This is a genomic window from Streptomyces fradiae ATCC 10745 = DSM 40063, assembly GCF_008704425.1.
In the GTDB taxonomy this organism is placed as follows: Bacteria; Actinomycetota; Actinomycetes; order Streptomycetales; family Streptomycetaceae; genus Streptomyces; species Streptomyces fradiae.
Window position 1 is genome coordinate 3,911,692 of the sequence record NZ_CP023696.1, and the last position, 16,851, is coordinate 3,928,542.

The 16,851-nt window shown below is 71.1% G+C and carries 10 protein-coding genes and 2 pseudogenes; 7 read left to right on the forward strand and 5 right to left on the reverse strand.

Annotation, left to right across the window (positions count from 1 at the left end; genetic code table 11):
* The first annotated feature begins 227 nt into the window (after positions 1-227).
* Both CP974_RS17500 and CP974_RS17505 read left to right on the forward strand, forming a co-directional pair.
* A complete protein-coding gene (locus tag CP974_RS17500) occupies positions 228-7,379 on the forward strand; it encodes a polymorphic toxin-type HINT domain-containing protein (protein ID WP_051839185.1) in 7,152 nt (2,383 codons plus the stop codon).
* 100 nt (positions 7,380-7,479) lie between these two features.
* Complete coding sequence (locus CP974_RS17505) at positions 7,480-8,235, forward strand: barstar family protein (RefSeq protein WP_078915452.1); 756 nt, start codon at positions 7,480-7,482, stop codon at positions 8,233-8,235.
* Positions 8,236-8,337: 102 nt separating this feature from the next.
* Here CP974_RS17505 and CP974_RS17510 read toward each other — a convergent pair.
* A pseudogene (locus CP974_RS17510) lies at positions 8,338-8,717 on the reverse strand (tyrosine-type recombinase/integrase); the annotation flags it as partial.
* Between the two features lie 261 nt (positions 8,718-8,978).
* On the opposite strand from CP974_RS17510, the gene CP974_RS17515 reads away from it, so the two are divergent.
* The 3 genes and pseudogenes from CP974_RS17515 to CP974_RS17525 form a co-directional block, all read left to right on the forward strand.
* Positions 8,979-9,362, forward strand: coding sequence for a type II toxin-antitoxin system RelE/ParE family toxin (locus CP974_RS17515; RefSeq protein WP_031129928.1), 384 nt, complete (start codon positions 8,979-8,981; stop codon positions 9,360-9,362).
* Complete coding sequence (locus tag CP974_RS17520; protein ID WP_031129926.1) at positions 9,359-9,697, forward strand: helix-turn-helix domain-containing protein; 339 nt, start codon at positions 9,359-9,361, stop codon at positions 9,695-9,697. The genes CP974_RS17515 and CP974_RS17520 overlap by 4 nt, the downstream gene beginning before the upstream one ends.
* A gap of 35 nt (positions 9,698-9,732) precedes the next feature.
* Positions 9,733-9,948: pseudogene (locus CP974_RS17525) on the forward strand (helix-turn-helix domain-containing protein); the annotation flags it as partial.
* A 274-nt stretch (positions 9,949-10,222) separates the two neighbouring features.
* On the opposite strand, the gene CP974_RS17530 reads toward CP974_RS17525, so the two are convergent.
* From CP974_RS17530 to CP974_RS17540, 3 genes are all read right to left on the reverse strand, one after another.
* Positions 10,223-11,494 (reverse strand): M48 family metallopeptidase, encoded by a 1,272-nt coding sequence (locus CP974_RS17530; protein WP_031129924.1) that lies wholly within the window; start codon positions 11,492-11,494, stop codon positions 10,223-10,225.
* Positions 11,495-11,573: 79 nt separating this feature from the next.
* On the reverse strand, positions 11,574-11,999 hold the full coding sequence (locus CP974_RS17535) for a DnaJ family domain-containing protein (protein WP_031129923.1): 426 nt from the start codon (positions 11,997-11,999) through the stop codon (positions 11,574-11,576).
* Between the two features lie 204 nt (positions 12,000-12,203).
* Positions 12,204-12,407, reverse strand: coding sequence for a cold-shock protein (locus tag CP974_RS17540; protein ID WP_003967102.1), 204 nt, complete (start codon positions 12,405-12,407; stop codon positions 12,204-12,206).
* Between the two features lie 362 nt (positions 12,408-12,769).
* Here CP974_RS17540 and CP974_RS17545 point away from each other — a divergent pair, with 362 nt between their 5' ends.
* The gene (locus CP974_RS17545) at positions 12,770-13,630 is read left to right on the forward strand and encodes a menaquinone biosynthetic enzyme MqnA/MqnD family protein (RefSeq protein WP_031129921.1); all 861 of its coding nucleotides are present in this window, start codon (positions 12,770-12,772) and stop codon (positions 13,628-13,630) included.
* A gap of 106 nt (positions 13,631-13,736) precedes the next feature.
* On the opposite strand, the gene CP974_RS17550 is transcribed toward CP974_RS17545, so the two are convergent.
* Positions 13,737-14,774: an alpha/beta hydrolase gene (locus CP974_RS17550; protein WP_031129920.1), complete on the reverse strand. Its 1,038-nt coding sequence runs from the start codon at positions 14,772-14,774 to the stop codon at positions 13,737-13,739.
* Positions 14,775-14,986: 212 nt separating this feature from the next.
* Here CP974_RS17550 and CP974_RS17555 point away from each other — a divergent pair, with 212 nt between their 5' ends.
* Entirely contained in the window at positions 14,987-16,843 is a 1,857-nt protein-coding gene (locus tag CP974_RS17555; RefSeq protein WP_031129919.1) for a serine/threonine-protein kinase, read from the forward strand.
* The last annotated feature ends 8 nt before the right edge of the window (positions 16,844-16,851 follow it).

Below are 16,851 nucleotides of genomic sequence, written 5' to 3' on the forward strand. Positions count from 1 at the left end.
CGATATCGAAGCTTGATCCTCATCACGCCCGCTTCACCGCGGCCGCCCTCGTACACCCCATCAGTTCCCTTTGTAGGCATAGCAGTTCATTCAGTCGGTGATTGATGTCACAGCTCGCCCGCGGCAGTGGATTTCACATTCACGCCCCCTGCACAATCACCGGGCTATTTGTCGTTTTCCCTGCGGCCCCCCGTCTCTCGCGGTCCGCGGTGGAAGTGGGGGGTTTCATGTCCTCGTCCGATGCGGGACGCGCCTTCGGCGTGCCCGAAAACGTCCTGGCGCGTTTCACGCGGTATCCCGGCGGGGCGCGACGCCGTGCCGGGCGCACGGCGCGCGCCCGGCGCCTGGGCATCGTGCTGTCCGCCGTCCTCTCGGCGACCCTGCTGCCCGCCGAGGCATGGGCCATCGCGCCCCCGGCGCCGCGCACCGGTCCGACCCTGGACGCCCTCCAGCAGGAGGAGGAGGTCGATCCGGACCCGGCCGCCATGGAAGAGCTGGACGACTGGGACGGTGGGCCGGTCGAGCCCCCGGCCGACTACACCCCCACCGAGGTCACGCCTCCCACCGGCGGCACCGCCCCGGTGCCGCTGGACAGCGCGGGCGAGGAACTGGTCCCGGCCGGGACCCTGCCCGTGCGCATCGGCCAGGCGTCCCCCACCGAGGAGGACCCGGCACCCCCGGCACCCAGCGGCACGTGGGACGTCACCGTGGAGCCCCGCGCCACCACCGAGGCGGCCGCCGTGGACGGCGCCATCATCAAGCTCACCCCGCCCGCGAGCGGCTCCACACCGGTCGACGTGGAACTCGACTACGGCCGGTTCGAGGACCTGTTCGGCACCGAGTGGTCCTCCCGGCTCAAGCTGACGCAGCTCCCGGAGTGCTTCCTCACGACGCCCGAACTGGAGGAGTGCGGCACCCCCATCACCATCCCGACGAGCAACGACCCGGCCACCGGGACGGTCCGGGCCACCGTCGACCCGGCCGACGGGCAGCCGCAGGGCCTGGCCGCGCAGTCGGGCGGCGGTCCCGCCGTCCTCGCCGCGACCGACTCGGCGTCCGGCGCCGGCGGCACGTACAAGGCGACCTCCCTCTCGGCCACCGGCTCCTGGACGGCCGGCGGCAGCGGCGGCGGCTTCTCCTGGTCGTATCCGCTCACCATCCCGGACACCCCGGCCGGCCCCGCGCCGAAGATCTCCCTGTCGTACTCCTCCCAGTCCGTCGACGGCCGCACCTCCGTCGCCAACGGCCAGGCGTCGTGGATCGGCGACGGCTGGGACTACCACCCCGGCTTCGTCGAGCGCCGCTACCGCTCCTGCAACGACGATCGCTCCGGCACCCCGAACAACGACAACGGTGCGGACAAGGAGAAGTCCGACCTGTGCTGGGCGAGCGACAACGTCGTGATGTCGCTCGGCGGCTCCACCACCGAACTCGTCCGCGACGACACGACCGGCAGGTGGGTCGCGCAGAACGACACCGGTGCCCGGATCGAGTACAAGGACAAGGACGGCGGTGCCCTGGCCGCCCAGACCGCCGGCTACGACGGTGAGCACTGGGTCGTCACCACCCGCGACGGAACCCGCTACTGGTTCGGCCGCAACACCCTCCCCGGCCGCGGCGCCCCCACGAACTCCGCCCTCACCGTCCCCGTCTTCGGCAACCACACCGGCGAGCCCTGCCACGCCGCCACCTACGCCGCCTCCTCCTGCACCCAGGCGTGGCGCTGGAACCTCGACTACGTCGAGGACGTCCACGGCAACGCGATGGTCGTCGACTGGAAGAAGGAGCAGAACCGGTACGCGAAGAACGAGAAGTTCAAGGCGGCTGTCTCCTACGACCGCGACGCGTATCCGACGCAGATCCTCTACGGCCTGCGCGCCGACGACCTGGCGGGCCCGCCCGCCGGCAAGGTCGTCTTCCACGCCGCCCCGCGCTGCCTCGAAAGCGCGGCCACCTGCTCCGAAGCCAAGTTCGAGTCCAAGAACTACGCGGACAAGCAGCCCTGGTGGGACACACCGGCCACCCTGCACTGCAAGGCCGGTGACGAGAACTGCTACGTCACCTCGCCGACGTTCTGGAGCCGCGTCCGCCTGTCGGCGATCGAGACGCAGGGTCAGCGCACGCCCGGCTCGACGGCGCTGTCCACGGTCGACCGCTGGACCCTGCACCAGTCGTTCCCGAAGCAGCGCACCGACACCCACCCGCCGCTCTGGCTGGAGTCGATCACCCGCGTGGGCTTCGGCCGGCCGGACGCCTCCGGCAACCAGTCGAGCAAGGCCCTCCCGGCGGTGACCTTCCTGCCCAACAAGGTCGACATGCCGAACCGCGTGCTGAAGAGCACGACGGACCAGACGCCCGATTTCGACCGCCTGCGCGTCGAGGTCATCCGCACGGAGACCGGCGGCGAGACCCATGTGACGTACTCCGCCCCCTGCCCCGTCGGCGGCACCCGCCCCACCCCGGCGTCCAACGGCACCCGCTGCTTCCCGGTCCACTGGTCCCCCGACCCGGCGGCCTTCTCCGACGAGAACCTGGACAAGAGCGGCTACGAGCCGCCCCTCGAGTGGTTCAACAAGTACGTCGTCACCAAGGTCACCGAGATGGACCTCGTGGCGGAGCAGCCCAGCGTCGAGACCGTCTACACCTACGAGGGCGACGCCGCCTGGGCGAAGAACACCGACGAGTACGGCAAGCCCGCCCTGCGCACCTACGACCAGTGGCGCGGCTACGCGAGCGTCGTCACCCGCACGGGCACCACGGCCAACACCGGCGCCGCCGACGCCACCGAGCAGTCCCAGACCCGCACCCGGTACTTCCGCGGCATGTCCGGCGACGCGGGCCGCGCCAAGGTGCACGTCACGCTCACGGACGTGACCGGCACCGCGACCACCGTCGAGGACCTGCTCCCGTACCAGGGCATGGCCGCCGAGACCCTCACGTACACCAAGGCGGGCGGCGACGTCGCCGCCCGCGAGCTGGCCTTCCCCTACAGCAGGAAGACCGCCTCCCGCGCCCGCCCCGGCCTCCCCGCCCTGGAGGCGTACCGCACGGGCACGACGCGCACGGACTCCATCCAGCACATCAGCGGCGACCGGACGCGCGCCGCTCAGAACCACACCACATACGACGACGCGTACGGCCTGCCCACCCAGACCTACTCGCTGACACTCTCGCCGAACGACTCCGGCACCCTTGTCGCCGGTGACGAGCGGTGCACCGTCACGACGTACGTCCACAACACCGCCGCGCACATCATCGGCCTCCCCGACCGCGTCCGCGCCACGACGGGCGACTGCGCCGCCGCGCCGAACGCCACCACCGGCCAGATCGTCTCCGACAGCCGCACCGCGTACGACGCGCTCGGCGCCTTCGGCACGGCCCCGGTCAAGGGCCTGCCGGTCCAGGTGGACACGATCTCCGGCGGCGGCACGAGCTGGATCACCTCGGGGCGCACGGAGTACGACGCGCTGGGCCGCGCGACCAAGGTCACCGACGCGGCGGGCAACTCCACCACGACCACGTACAGCCCGGCGACCGGCCCCGCGTTCGAGGTCACCGTGACCAACGCGGCTGGTCATGCCACGACCACCTCGTCCGATCCCGGGCGCGGTTCCGCACTCGTCGTCACGGACGTCAACGGACGCAAGACGACCAACACCTATGACGAACTCGGCCGCATCACCGGCGTCTGGTCGCCGTCGCGGCCGGTGAACCAGGACGCGTCGGCGCGGTTCTCGTACCAGATCGAGGACAACAAGCCTCCGGCGGTACACACCCGCGTCCTGCGCGACGCGGGCACGTACGAGGACTCCATCACCCTCTACGACGGCTTCCTCCGCCCCCGCCAGACCCAGCGCGAGGCGCTGGGCGGCGGCCGGATCGTCACCGAGACCCTCTACAACGCCAACGGCACCGCGAAGGAGGTGCGCGGCGGCTACCTTGCGGAGGGCGAACCCCGGTCTGAGCTGTTCATACCGCTGTCCCTCACGCAGGTGCCGAGCTCGACGAAGACCGCCTACGACGGGCTCGGCCGACCTGTCAGGACGACCACCCTCCACGAAGGCATCCCGCAGCACGCGGCCACAGCGGCCTACGGCGGCGACTGGGAGCTGACCCGCACAGGGATGTCGGCCGACGGCACAACCCAGCTCCTCGGCAGTCGTGCCACGAAGGCGGAGACAGACGCCCTCGGTCGTCCGTCCCGCATCCGGCACTTCACGACCCAGAACGTGTCCGCGGAGAGCATCGACACCGCCTACGCCTACGACGCCCGCGGCCACCTCGCCGAGGTGAAGGACGCCAAGCAGAACGCCTGGACGTACACGTACGACGCCCGCGGCCGTATGACCTCGTCCACCGACCCCGACACGGGTGTCGCGTACTTCGGCTACAACGCGCTGGACCAGCAGGTCTGGTCGAAGGACAACCAGGGCCGCCTGCAGTACACCACGTACGACGTCCTGGGAAGGCAGACGGAGCTCCGGGAGGACTCCGCGACCGGCCCGCTGGTGGCGAAGTGGACCTTCGACACCCTGCCGGGCGCCAAGGGCCAGCCCGTGGCGGCGACCCGCTACAACGACGGCGCCGCGTTCACCAGCGAGGTCACCGGCTACGACACCGGGTACCGCCCGACCGGCAGCAGGATCACCATCCCCAGCACCCCGATGACCACGGGCCTCGCCGGCACGTACACGTACGCCAGTACCTACACCCGGTCCGGGAAGGTCCAGTCCGTCGACCTGCCCGCGACGCCCGGCGGGCTCGCCGCGGAGAAGGTGATCACCCGCTACGACGGCGAGGACTCGCCCACCACGGTGTCGGGCCTGGCCTGGTACACGGCCGACACCTTCCTCGGTGTGTACGGCGAGGTGCTGCGCACGGCGTCGGGCGAGGCCCCGCGCCGGGTGTGGACGACCAACGTCTACGACGAGCACACCGGTCGCCTCGTCAAGACGACGGCGGACCGCGAGACCGCACCGCACCCCGTCTCGGCCACCACCTACCGCTACGACACCGTCGGCAACATCACGTCCATCAACGAGCAGCGGCCCACGGGCACCGAGGAGCAGTGCTTCTCGTACGACCCGATGGGGCGCCTCGTCCACGCCTGGACGGACGACAACAGCGCCGTCTGCCCCCGGACGTCCACGGCACCGGGCGCCGGCCCGGCCCGCGCCGACGTCTCGGCCGGTGTCGACGGCGGCGGCTACTGGCACTCGTACGCGTTCGACGAGATCGGCAACAGGACAAGCATGACCGTCCACGACCGCACCAACGCGGCCCTGGACGACACGTACACGTACACGACCGGCAAGGCGCTGGGAGACGGCACCCAGCGGGTCCAGCCGCACACCCTCACCCAGGTCGACGCGGTCGTCAACGAGCCCGGCTCGACGGTCCGGTCCCAGTCGACCTACGCCTACGACGCGTCCGGCAACACCACCCAGCGGGTCATCGGGGGTGACACACAGACCCTGACCTGGGACCGCCGCAACAAGCTGACGTCCGTCGACACCAACAACGACGGCACACCGGACGTGAAGTACCTGTACGACGCGTCGGGCAACCGCCTGGTCGAGGACGACGGCACCACGCGCACCCTCTTCCTCGGCGAGGCCGAGATCGTCGTCGACACGGCCGGCCAGGCCCTGGACGCGCGCCGCTACTACAGCAGCCCCGGCGCCCCGACGACGGTCCGCACGACCGGCGGCAAGACCACGGGCCACAAGCTGACCGTCATGCTGTCGGACCACCACAGCACGGCGACGACCTCGGTCGAGCTGACCGACACCCAGCCGGTCACCCGCCGCCGCTTCGACCCGTACGGCAACCCCCGCGGCACCGAGCCGACCACCTGGCCCGACCGCCGCACCTACCTGGGCGTCGGCATCGACGACCCCGCCACGGGCCTGACCCACATCGGCGCCCGCGAATACGACGCATCGACGGGCCGCTTCATCTCCGCCGACCCGATCATCGACTTCTCGGACCCGCTTCAGATGAACGGGTACACCTACGCGAACGGCAACCCGATAACGTACGCGGACCCCACCGGCCTCAAGGTCGCCGAGTGCGGCATGGGTGAGCTGTCCTGCAGGGACAACGGCACGAGAGTGGTGGGCACGGGCCCCAAGGACCCTGGTCCCGCTACGCCGACGTTCGAGCTTCCGAGCGGCCGGACGGTAGAGGTGGCCCCGAACGGGGACTCGGTGGCGGTCGATGGCGTCTACGTTCCCACCCATCAGCAGCTCATCGACGAGTTCTCGTGGGCGAGTTCCGAGCACACCTACGGCTATGACCTGAAGTTGTGGACCCGCAGCCAGTGCACGGTCGGTGCCGGTGAGCACAACATGAGCTTCTGCCACACCGCCGCACAGATGGGCTGGATGGGAGAGACACGAGTCGAGGTCGACCTGCTCGACGTCATCGGTGCCCGGGACGTGATCGACTGCGCGGGTGGCTCAGGGGAAGCCTGCAAGCGGGCCACCGCCGACGCCGCCGTCAGCGCAGCGACAGGCGGGACGGCGAAGCTCGGGAGGATGGCCTTCAAGGTCCTCAAGGCGGCGTTCAAGAAGGGCGACTCCGTACCGATCGCCTGTCTTACCAACCTCGCCAAGAAGCACAGCTTCCCCGCGGGGACCCAGGTAGAGCTTGCAGACGGAACCGAGAAGCCCATCGAAGAAGTGGAGATGGGCGACAAGGTCCTCGCTACGGACCCCGAGACAGGCGTAACGACGGTCGAGACGGTAATGGCGACCATCTACACGTCGACGGACAAGACCTACGTCGACATATCAGTCGCCACTCCTGACGGCGTCGAGTTCCTGACCACAACCGACCACCATCCCTTCTGGTCCGAGTCTGACCGAGCCTGGGTGGACGCAGGGGACCTCACCCCGGGAACCACCCTGCGAACCAGCCACGGCGATCAGGTCGAGATCAAGTCGGTCCGGGTCTACAACAAGGAGCAGGACACCTACAACCTGACGGTCGCAGACGTCCACACGTACTATGTGCTGGCGGGGGCGACGCCGGTCCTCGTTCACAACAGCAACTGCCCTACCGGGAAGTTGTCGGATCGGCTCCCGCAGGGGATGTCGAGGCACTTCGTGAATGCCTATGACGACATCAGGGCTGGGAGGGGCGTTCCTCAGACGGATCCTGCCACCGGCGCACAGAAGGTATTCCAAGGCAAGGCGACGCACGAGAAGCGCTGGGCGGGTGCGCTGGAGTATCGAGTTCCTGGATCTAAGGGCGACAGTGCTCGGATTCTAGCGAAGACCTTGCCTGATGGCCGGATGGTGATGGGGTGGACGAACGACCACTACAAGACGATCAAGCCCTTCAGTGCGCCCCACTTCCCTGACTCTGGGTGGTAGTAGGCGGAAGTGAATGCAATGGAGAGTCCGGGGAGGCCGCCATCAGGCTTCCCCGGACTCTCCGCTAGGATTTGCCTGATTGGCGGCGGGAAGGTACGAGATGAGTGAAAGTGGTTCGGTTATTCCGCTCTATCGCCTGGTCGAAGAAGAGTCCGGAAAGGTCATCATTGCGGCGCATGAAATCAGCGGATTCTTTGTGGAGTCCGATCGCGCACAGGTCGATGACATCTTGATTCTCGGGTCGGCGCGAGAACCGGTCCGCCTCGGGAAAGACCTGTCCGATGTGGAGCTGCGCGTGGTCAACTCGTTCGGCAAGGCGATCGGGTCGTATTACATCGGACGGGTGGGCCTGCGCTCTATGTTCGAGGGTGAGGGCAGCACCGGGCAGGGCGGCTTTGTCGCGACCTTCTATGGCCATACCTGCCCGTACGCCGCAGCGGAAGCGATCTGGCGTCGATGGGCTTCGGGAAGTCCGCTCGTAAAGGGGGAGTGGGTGCGACATCCCGTCGAATCGCATGATAGCTGGCTCCATGTTGTTCAGAACTCCTGGTTCGAAACAGGGCATGCAGCTAAGAGGTACGGAGTCGGAGAGATCTGCGTAATCGATGGCAGGCAGATCCTCAGTGAAAGCAGCTTCTATTGCGCACTTGGTGAATCCGTTAATGGCCCCGGTGGATACTTTGGATCCACTCTTGACGGGCTTGCTGATTGCCTTGCGTCGTCCCGGAGTGCCAGCGCTCCGTTCAAGCTGGTGTGGGAACACTTTTCCAGTGCGCAGGAAAGGATGGGTGCCTCGCTGGCGGCATCCGCTATGGACGTTCTGCGGGAATTCGGCGTAGAGGTGACGACCAGGTAGCAGTGCTCGACTTCTGGACATTAGAAGTGCAGATCTGAAGGCCCATCAGGCGATGCCTGGTGGGCCTTCAGCGTGGGGTGACGGCAGTAGTTGACGGCAACGTCAACGGACGAGCGCAGTGCAGGGCGGCGGTTCGTCGCCGCCGGAGCGTCCCGTCTCGGTGATTCCCAGGGTTCCGAGTGTGGTGCTGAGGCTGTCGATGGCGTTGCGTTGGAGGCGGAGTCGGACGTGGGCGTACACCGTGGCGGTGACGCCGATGCGGGCGTGGCCGAGGAGTTCCTTGATCACGACGAGTTCGACTCCCTGCTCCAGGAGCAGGATGGCGGTTGAGTGCCTGAGGTCGTGGAAGCGGATGCGGCGGAGGCCGGCCTTGCGGAGGAGCGTGAGGAAGGTGCGGGTGAGCGTGGTGGAGCTTCAGTGACTGGAGGCAGCGGGTGGGCAGGGGCGATGCGGGGCTCGGAGGCCCGGGTTTTGGTGGGCACGGGCAGGTCGGCGGGATGACCGGAGCCGGGCTCCCGGCACGGCGAGCTATCGCCTGCGACCCTCCTACGGCCGGATCGCAGGCAAGGGCCGACCAGGGGGTCGACCCTTCACATGCGTCGCGCAGACTCACCGAGGTGGTGGTCGGCACCACCTCCGGCGAGGAGCGACGCCCCGGCGGCCCACCCTCGCGGCGGAGCCCTCCCGCGCCGGTCCCGCGCCGCTGGGCGACGCACGAGCCCGGCCGATATGTCATCGGCGTTATGGACAGCGGGCGGTGCTCGATCGAGATCGAGCCGGAGGTTCGACTGCGGCTGGACAACATTCCCGCCCATCACTACAAGCAGGCCGAACGCGTCGCCGACCTGCTCGCCGAGCAGCCCACCACGCTGGACGAACCACACGCCCGCCACTTGGGCGGCAAGCTGCGCGAGCTGAGCTTCCGCCTGGGCGATACCCACCAGCGGATCACCTACTGGCTGGCGCCCGGCCGACGTGTCGTGCTGCTCACCGTGTCTCGCAAGACCAAGATGCGTGAGCAGGCCGAAGTGTACCGAGCCCACGTCGCACAGCGATGGTGCGAGGCAGAGCATGAAGCCGCCGCCGAGCACGACCGCTACAGCCGCAACCTCAAGGAGAACCGGTGAACCACAGCGGATGGAGGACCCGTCGCCACCGCCGGCTGCTGGGCGGACACCTGGGCGCTGACCCCGAGTACGACCGGGTCTACGAGGAGGCCGGCCTCGCCATGACGTTGGGCAAGGCCGTCTACGACCGGCGTAAGCAGCTGGGCCTGAGCCAGGCCGACCTCGCCGAGCGCATGAACGTCGACGTCGATGACATCGAAAGCATCGAGACGTCCACCGAGCTGCCGCCCATCGCGGTCATCATGCGCCTGGCCCGCGCACTGGACCTCACGGTGGACGTGCACCTCGCCGGCGGAGACGAGCCCACCGTCACCATCGTCGCCCCAGCGGCCTGAGGCGGGGAGGAACCATGCAGGACCCGCCTTCCGCGCTCGCCCGTGAGCTCGGGCGACTCGTCCACGACCGACACATCGAGCTCGGGCTGTCCCAGGCCGAGCTGGCCGAGCGGTGCGGGATGAAACAGCCGCAGATCTCCCGCTTCGAAGGCGGCGGGACGGTGCCCACGCTTCCCCTCCTGCGCCGCCTGGCTCAAGCTCTCGGCGCCGACCTGACCATCAGCCTCACCCCGCACGACAAGGCCGCTTGACGCGCATTCGGAGTTCTTCGGCGAGGCGCCTGTGGCGTCTGGACGGCAAACGGTGACGGCGAAGTCAGCGGACGCCAGGCCGGCGGGAGGCGTAGGTGGGGCGGCCGGGCGCAGGCGGGGCGTTGGTCTGGAGGCGGGGGCGTCGGCTCTATGGGCTTCGCCCTCGTCGTCGGGCTGGGGCCGTGTCGGCGCCCCCTTGCTCGTTGCTCGGGTACGGAGGCGGAGACCGGGCGGCTGGGCGCGGGCTCGGGAGGGTGCTCGGGCCGCGGGGGTGTCAGAGGGAGCCTCGGAGGAGGGCCTGGGCGAGGGACTCGCGGGCGGGGGCGAGCTCTCGGGTGATCTCCTCGTGGACGGCGGCGGACGGGGTGATCGTCGCGGGGGACGGGGTGGCCGTCAGCAGGTGGATGCGGCGCAGGTGGGTCGGTGGGTGGGTCGTGTCCACGCTGTGGCCGCGCAGGGCCGCCACGCGGCGCTGGCGCTCGTACTCGGACTCCGGGATCGACGCCACGTACTCCGCCAGCCGGGTCCACACCCGCGCCGCCGGCTCCGCGGGAGCGGCCGTCCGGCCCGCCCGCACCACCTGGCGGGCGTTCCGCTCGCGCAGCAGGAACGATTCCGCCGCCGACGCCACCAGGCACAGGTCCAGCACCCCCACCGCCGCCTCCGTGGAGCCGACCCGCGCGGACAGCGCGTCCGCCAGGTACTCACCGCGCTGCGCGGCCCGCAGGGTCAGGTGCTCCAGCAGCATGTGGGTGCCCAGGATCACCGCCCTCGGCACGATGTAGAGGACGTTCAGCACCGCCTCCAGCGGCGACGGGTGGAGGACCGGCTCCACCAGGTAGTGCCACGCCGCCAGGGAGCGCAGCGCCCCGCCGACGACGACACCGTGGCGTACGTCGCCGTGGGCGTAGTGGCCCAGCTCGTGGCCGAGCAGCGCGACGCGCTCCTGGCCCGTGGCCGGCTCCCACAGGCCGAGGCCCAGCGTGAGGACCCGCCGCCGGCGGAGGCCGTACGTGGTGACACCCGCGTTGACCTCGGTACCCACCACGACGGCGTCCACCCCGCGGGTACCGGCGGCCTCGGCCACCTCGTCGATCAGGGCGTACAGCCGCGGCGCGTCCTTCCGGTACAGCACCGGCACGTCGTCCGGGAGCCCGCCGAGACGTGGGCGCAGCGTCCACGCGAGGGCCAGCAGGAACACGCCGACCGCCACCGGCGGCACCGACCCCCAGCCGCCCACGACGAGAAGGACGCCGCCCACCACGAGCGCCGCCGTCACCGCGTGCACGGCCAGGGCGATGCCGTACGCCGCGATGCTCGCCGCGTCCCGTCGGCCGCGCGGCGGCCCGCCCGCGGTCACCTCACGCAGCAGCCGCTCCCCGTGCCGCCGCGCGAGCTCCCGCCGCAGCCGGTCCAGCCTGCTCCACGACGGCTCGGGACCGCCCGGGTCCACGTTCCAGTCGCACGCCGCGCACCACATCACGAACCGCGTGTCGGCACTGGTGTCCGCGCCGCACTCCGGGCATGCCTGAACCGTTCGTTCCACCGCTTCCCGCCCCCACCCGGCGGCCCTCTGTGCCGGGCCGCGTCGCCGCGAACCGTAGCAGCGCAGGCGGGGCGGGGGCTCAGCGGCTTCGGACGTCCTCGGCCGGCCCGCCGCGGGCCGCGCGCCAGTCGGCCAGGACGGCTTCCGTGTCGAAGGGGCGCAGGTTCAGGGGCGGGCCCGGTGGCGGGCGGCGGACCGCCGCGGCGATCTTCTCGTTGATCTCCGCGACGATGCGGCGCACCTGGCTCTCGGAGGTCGCGCGGCCCACCGCCTCCAGGGCGTCCTCCGCCTCCTTGCGCAGGGCCAGCGTGGGAGGGAGGGCGGACAGGCCCTCGCGGTTCATCTTGCCCTTCACCCACCACAGCTCGTCGTACGGCGCCGTGTCGTCGGGGAGCGGCTTGCCCAGGCCGGAGAGGTGGGAGAAGTCACCGCGCTCGGCCGCCTCGCGGATCTGCTTGTCGACCCATGACTCGAAGGTGACCCCGGGGGGTTTGCGGTCGGTCATGGGGCCAGGGTAGGCGGCGCCGCCCGAGTACGGGGGAGGCTTCCGGCCGGATGCGGGGCCCTCGGGGCCGTACAGGGGCCGTACTGAGGTCGTGCGGGGGCGCACGGGGGCCGTACAAAGGCAGAGGCCCGCCTCCCGCATGGAATGCGGGAGGCGGACCCCTTGGGTACTGCTAAGTCGTGCGCGATCGCCGACCCGTCGCCGTCAGGCGGGGGTGACGTTCTCCGCCTGCGGGCCCTTCGGGCCCTGCGTGACGTCGAAGTTCACGACCTGGTTCTCCTCGAGGGAGCGGAAGCCAGACGCGTTGATCGCGGAGTAGTGGACGAAGACATCCGGGCCGCCGCCGTCCTGGGCGATGAAGCCAAAGCCCTTTTCAGCGTTGAACCACTTGACGGTTCCGGTAGCCATAAGCCCTCCTTGGGCCAAAGGGTTGCCCTGCTCCAGAACCTGCAAAGAAGTCTGAAAACTACAAAAGCCTGCGGGTCACATGCTCCGCAGGCTCTGTACTGCAAGGGAAACCAAACTGCAACTTGCGTCGAGCCTAGCACGCGCTCTCCGCGGATGGGTAGAGGCGAAGATCACCCCTTCGTGATGTCACTCCGATGTTTGAGTGTGATGTCGGTGGGTGGGTGGTGGGGGAGGGGCGGGCGCCGGCCCGGTGGCCGGGTGCCGGCCCGCCGGTGGTGGGTGCCGGATGGTCCGGTGGGCGCGGGTGGGCGCGGTGGCACCCGGTGGGACGGTTCCGGCGTGGCGGGGACTAGCCTCGCGATGTGGACAATTCTCGGCGGACCCGGCCGCGTGTCGGGCACATCCAGTTCCTGAACTGCCTGCCCCTCTACTGGGGACTGGCCCGCACGGGGACCCTGCTCGACCTGGAGCTGACCAAGGACACCCCCGAGCGCCTCAGCGAGAAGCTGGTGGAGGGCTCGCTCGACATCGGGCCCATCACGCTCGTGGAGTACCTGCGCCACGCCGACCGCCTGGTCGCCTTCCCCGACCTGGCCGTCGGCTGCGACGGGCCCGTCATGTCGTGCGTGATCGTCTCCCAGCTCCCGCTGGAGCGGCTGGACGGGGCGCGGGTCGCGCTCGGCTCCACCTCCCGCACGTCGGTGCGGCTGGCCCAGCTCCTGCTCGCCGAGCGGTACGGCGTCGCCCCCGACTACTACACCTGCCCGCCCGACCTGGGGCTGATGATGCAGGAGGCGGAGGCGGCCGTGCTGATCGGCGACGCCGCGCTGCGCGCCTCCCTGCACGACGCGCCGCGCCTCGGCCTGCACGTCCACGACCTGGGGCTGATGTGGAAGGAGTGGACCGGGCTGCCGTTCGTGTTCGCGGTGTGGGCCGCGCGGCGCGACTACCTGGAGCGGGAGCCCGCCGTCGTACGGAAGGTGCACGAGGCGTTCCTGGCGTCGCGCGACCTGTCGCTGGAGGAGGTCGGCAAGGTCGCCGAGCAGGCGGCGCGCTGGGAGGCCTTCGACGCCGAGCTGCTGGAACGGTACTTCACCACGCTGGACTTCCGGTTCGGCCCCGACCAGCTCGCCGGTGTGCGGGAGTTCGCCCGCAGGACCGGGCCGACGACCGGCTTCCCCGCCGACGTACGGGTGGACCTGCTCGGCGGCGGGGTGGGGTGATCCGGCGGGCCCGGTCGACGGCCGGGGGCGGGCCGGCGGGCCGCGTCGCGAGCCGGGGGCGAGCCGGCGGGCCGCGTCGCGAGCCGGGGGCGAGCCGGTGGGCCGGTCAGGAGGACGGGACCGGGCCCTGCATGTGCGCGCTGATCCACTGGATCGAGCCGTCCTCCATGCCCTTCACGTACGTGCGGGCGTTGTGCCCGCCGTCCCGGATGACCTCCAGCCGGGTCTTCACGGGGCCCTTGCCGTAGTTCCGGATGAAGGAGCGGAGGTTGGCCAGGCCGGACTCCTTCGTGCCGATCTGGAACGCGAGATAGACGTCCGTGGCGGGGCTCGAGGGCCGGGCGGAGAGCGCCTTCGCCAGGACCTCCGGATTGTTGGCCGCCTTCTCCGCCTCGTGCCCCGCCCACAGCGGCGAGTCCGGCACGGTGTCCGGCCCGGAGGCGATCACCGCCTTGAACTTGTCCGGGTGCTTCAGCACCGACTTCAGCCCCACGAACGCGCCCGACGACGAGCCCATGAACGCCCAGCCGTCGCGCGAGGCGAACGTACGGAAATTGGCCCGGACGAAATCGGGGACGTCCTCCGTCATCCAGGTGCCCATCTTCTCCTGGCCCGGTATGTCACTGCCGTCGTAGTAGAACTTGTCGTCCGGGTTGAGCACGGGCATCACGACGATGAACGGCAGGCTCTTTCCCTCCTTCGACCACCTGCTGATGCTGCTCTGCAGCTTCAGGTCGGTGCCCATCCAGTAATTCTTCGGGTAGCCGTTCCCGCCGGGCAGGGCGATCAGCACCGGGAAGCCGCTGCCCGCGTACCGGGGCTCGAAATACTGCGGGGGCGCCCAGACCCACACCTTGCCCGTGAACCCGGACTTCCGGCCCTCCAGGGTCGTCACGCCGATCCTCGTACCGTCGTCGACCGTGTTCTGGGTGGTGAACTCCGCCTTCGGGCCGGTCGGCAGCACGGTCGCGGGGACGGGGGGCTCTCCGGGCTTCGCGGGCGGCGGGGCGACCGGCCGCCCGCCGGCCGGGGCGGAGGCGTCGGGGGTCTCGAAGGAGACGGGTTCGCCCGAGCATCCCGCGGCCAGGGCGAGGGAGCCGATGACGGCGGCGGTGGCGGCGAGGCGTATGAGCGGACGTTTCATGGTGGGACTCCGGTCTGGGTGGGGCGGTTGCGCTGCGGTCTCCTGCAGGGGCGGGGGCGTCTGCTCTGACCTCGGCCGGGTAGACGGCGGTACGGGCGGGCCGGTTGGCCGGGCGGTCCCGCGAATCCCCGTGGCGTTGGCCCGGGGGACCTCTACGCTGCTGTCGGGCGGGACTACGACGACCGGTGGCACGGACGGGGGGAGCGGGGCGGATGCATCCGCTGGAGGCGGGCGAACCGCGGGCGATCGGCCCGTACCGGCTGCTCGGCAGGCTGGGGGCGGGCGGCATGGGCCGCGTCTACCTGGCCCGCAGCGAGGGCGGCCGCACGGTGGCCGTCAAGGTGGTGCACCCGCACCTCGCGCTGGACGGGGAGTTCCGCGCCCGGTTCCGCCGGGAGGTCGAGTCCGCCCGGCGCGTCGGCGGCCGCTGGACCGCGCCCGTCCTGGACGCCGACCCGGACGCGACGGTGCCGTGGATCGCCACCGGGTACGTCGCCGGGCCCTCCCTCACCCAGGCGGTGACCGCCCACGGGCCGCTGCCCGAGCGGTCCGTGCGGGTGCTGGGCGCCGGGCTGGCGGAGGCCCTGGCCACCGTGCACGCGAGCGGACTGGTGCACCGGGACGTCAAACCGTCGAACGTGCTGCTCGCCCTCGACGGGCCGCGCCTCATCGACTTCGGCATCGCCCGCGCCGTGGACGCCACCACGTCGCTCACCTCCACCGGCGTGTCCGTCGGCTCCCCCGGCTTCATGTCGCCCGAGCAGATCTTCGGCAAGGCGGGCGGGGGCGGGCCGACCGGGGCGACGGACGTCTTCTCGCTGGGCGCGGTCCTCGCCTACGCGGCGACCGGCTCCGCGCCGTTCTCCGGCGACTCGTCGGCGGCGCTGCTGTACAAGGTGGTGCACGAGGAGCCGGAGCTCGGCCCGGCGCTGGCGGGGCCGCTGCGGGACCTGGTCGCCGCCTGCCTGGCCAAGGACCCGGCCGCCCGGCCGGCCCCGGGGGACCTGGCCGCCGGGCTTGCCCCGGAGCCGTCGGCCACAGCCACCGGTGGGTGGCTTCCGGCGGCTGTGGTGGAGGAGGTCAGCCGGGCGGCGGTCCGGCTGCTGGACCTCGACGTGCAGCCGGTGAAGGCCGGGGCGGAAAGGCCCGGGGAGGAGGCGGCGGAGGGGCCGGCGCAGGCCCTGGGGGCCGGGCCGGTGGAGCACGGCCGCCACGGCCGGGAGGCCGGGACGGGAGCCGCGGGTCTGGAAGGGCCCGGGGCCGGGCCGGGGGTGCTGTCGGGGCCGGTGCCGTTCAGCAGCCCGGCGGTCGTTCCGCCGATGCCGCCCGTACCGCCGGCCGTGGGCGGTGCCGCGGTGCGGGATGGCGTTCCGGTGCGGGGCGGTGCCGCGGTGCGGGATGGCGTTCCGGCGCGGGGCGGCGATCCGGTGCGGGGCGCCGAGGACCTCTCCACCGTGGACGCCGTTCCGCCGCCCCGCAGGCCGCCCGTCTCCGTGTCCCTGACCGCCGGTGCCGAGCCGACCGGGCCGCGCGGCGGCCGGCGGCTCAGCTGCACCCTCGCCCTCGCCGTGGCGGGCGCCCTCGCCGCCGTGACCGTGGGCGGCGCCATCCTGTTCGACGTGCTGCCGCGCGGTGGTGGCGGGGGCGAGGACCCGGCCGCCAAGCCGCCCGGTGCCGACGGCGGGGCCGCCGCACCCAGCGGCCCCCAGGTGCCGCAGGCGTTCCTCGGCACCTGGAAGGGCCCGTTCGCGGCACCCGTGGGCGCCGCGGGGGAGACCCCCGCCGTCCGGCTCACCGTCGCCGTCAGAAGCGGCGGGGCCGGGCAGGCCGTCGGCCGGGTCGTCCGGTACGACGAGATCGGACGCGAGCTCTGCCAGGACACCCTCGTCCTGCGCGGCGTCACCGGCGACACGCTCACCACCGACACCTCGGCCCACCACGTGGCCACCGACGTGTGCACCCGTGGCACCCGGACCGTCACCCTGCGCCTGGAGGCCGGCCGGCTCCACTACGCCTCCGACGACGCCGACGCCGGGCGTCCGCGCGCCACCCTGGACCGCGCGGAATAGCCGTCACG

Bases quoted from the DNA above. Each gene is read 5' to 3' on its own strand.
- CP974_RS17540 (WP_003967102.1), bottom strand. From the start codon at position 12,407: ATGGCTACCGGAACCGTCAAGTGGTTCAACGCTGAAAAGGGCTTTGGC.
- CP974_RS17505 (WP_078915452.1), top strand. From the start codon at position 7,480: ATGAGTGAAAGTGGTTCGGTTATTCCGCTCTATCGCCTGGTCGAAGAA.
- CP974_RS17555 (WP_031129919.1), top strand. From the start codon at position 14,987: ATGCATCCGCTGGAGGCGGGCGAACCGCGGGCGATCGGCCCGTACCGG.
- CP974_RS17550 (WP_031129920.1), bottom strand. From the start codon at position 14,774: ATGAAACGTCCGCTCATACGCCTCGCCGCCACCGCCGCCGTCATCGGC.
- CP974_RS17515 (WP_031129928.1), top strand. From the start codon at position 8,979: ATGGACAGCGGGCGGTGCTCGATCGAGATCGAGCCGGAGGTTCGACTG.
- CP974_RS17500 (WP_051839185.1), top strand. From the start codon at position 228: ATGTCCTCGTCCGATGCGGGACGCGCCTTCGGCGTGCCCGAAAACGTC.
- CP974_RS17535 (WP_031129923.1), bottom strand. From the start codon at position 11,999: ATGACCGACCGCAAACCCCCCGGGGTCACCTTCGAGTCATGGGTCGAC.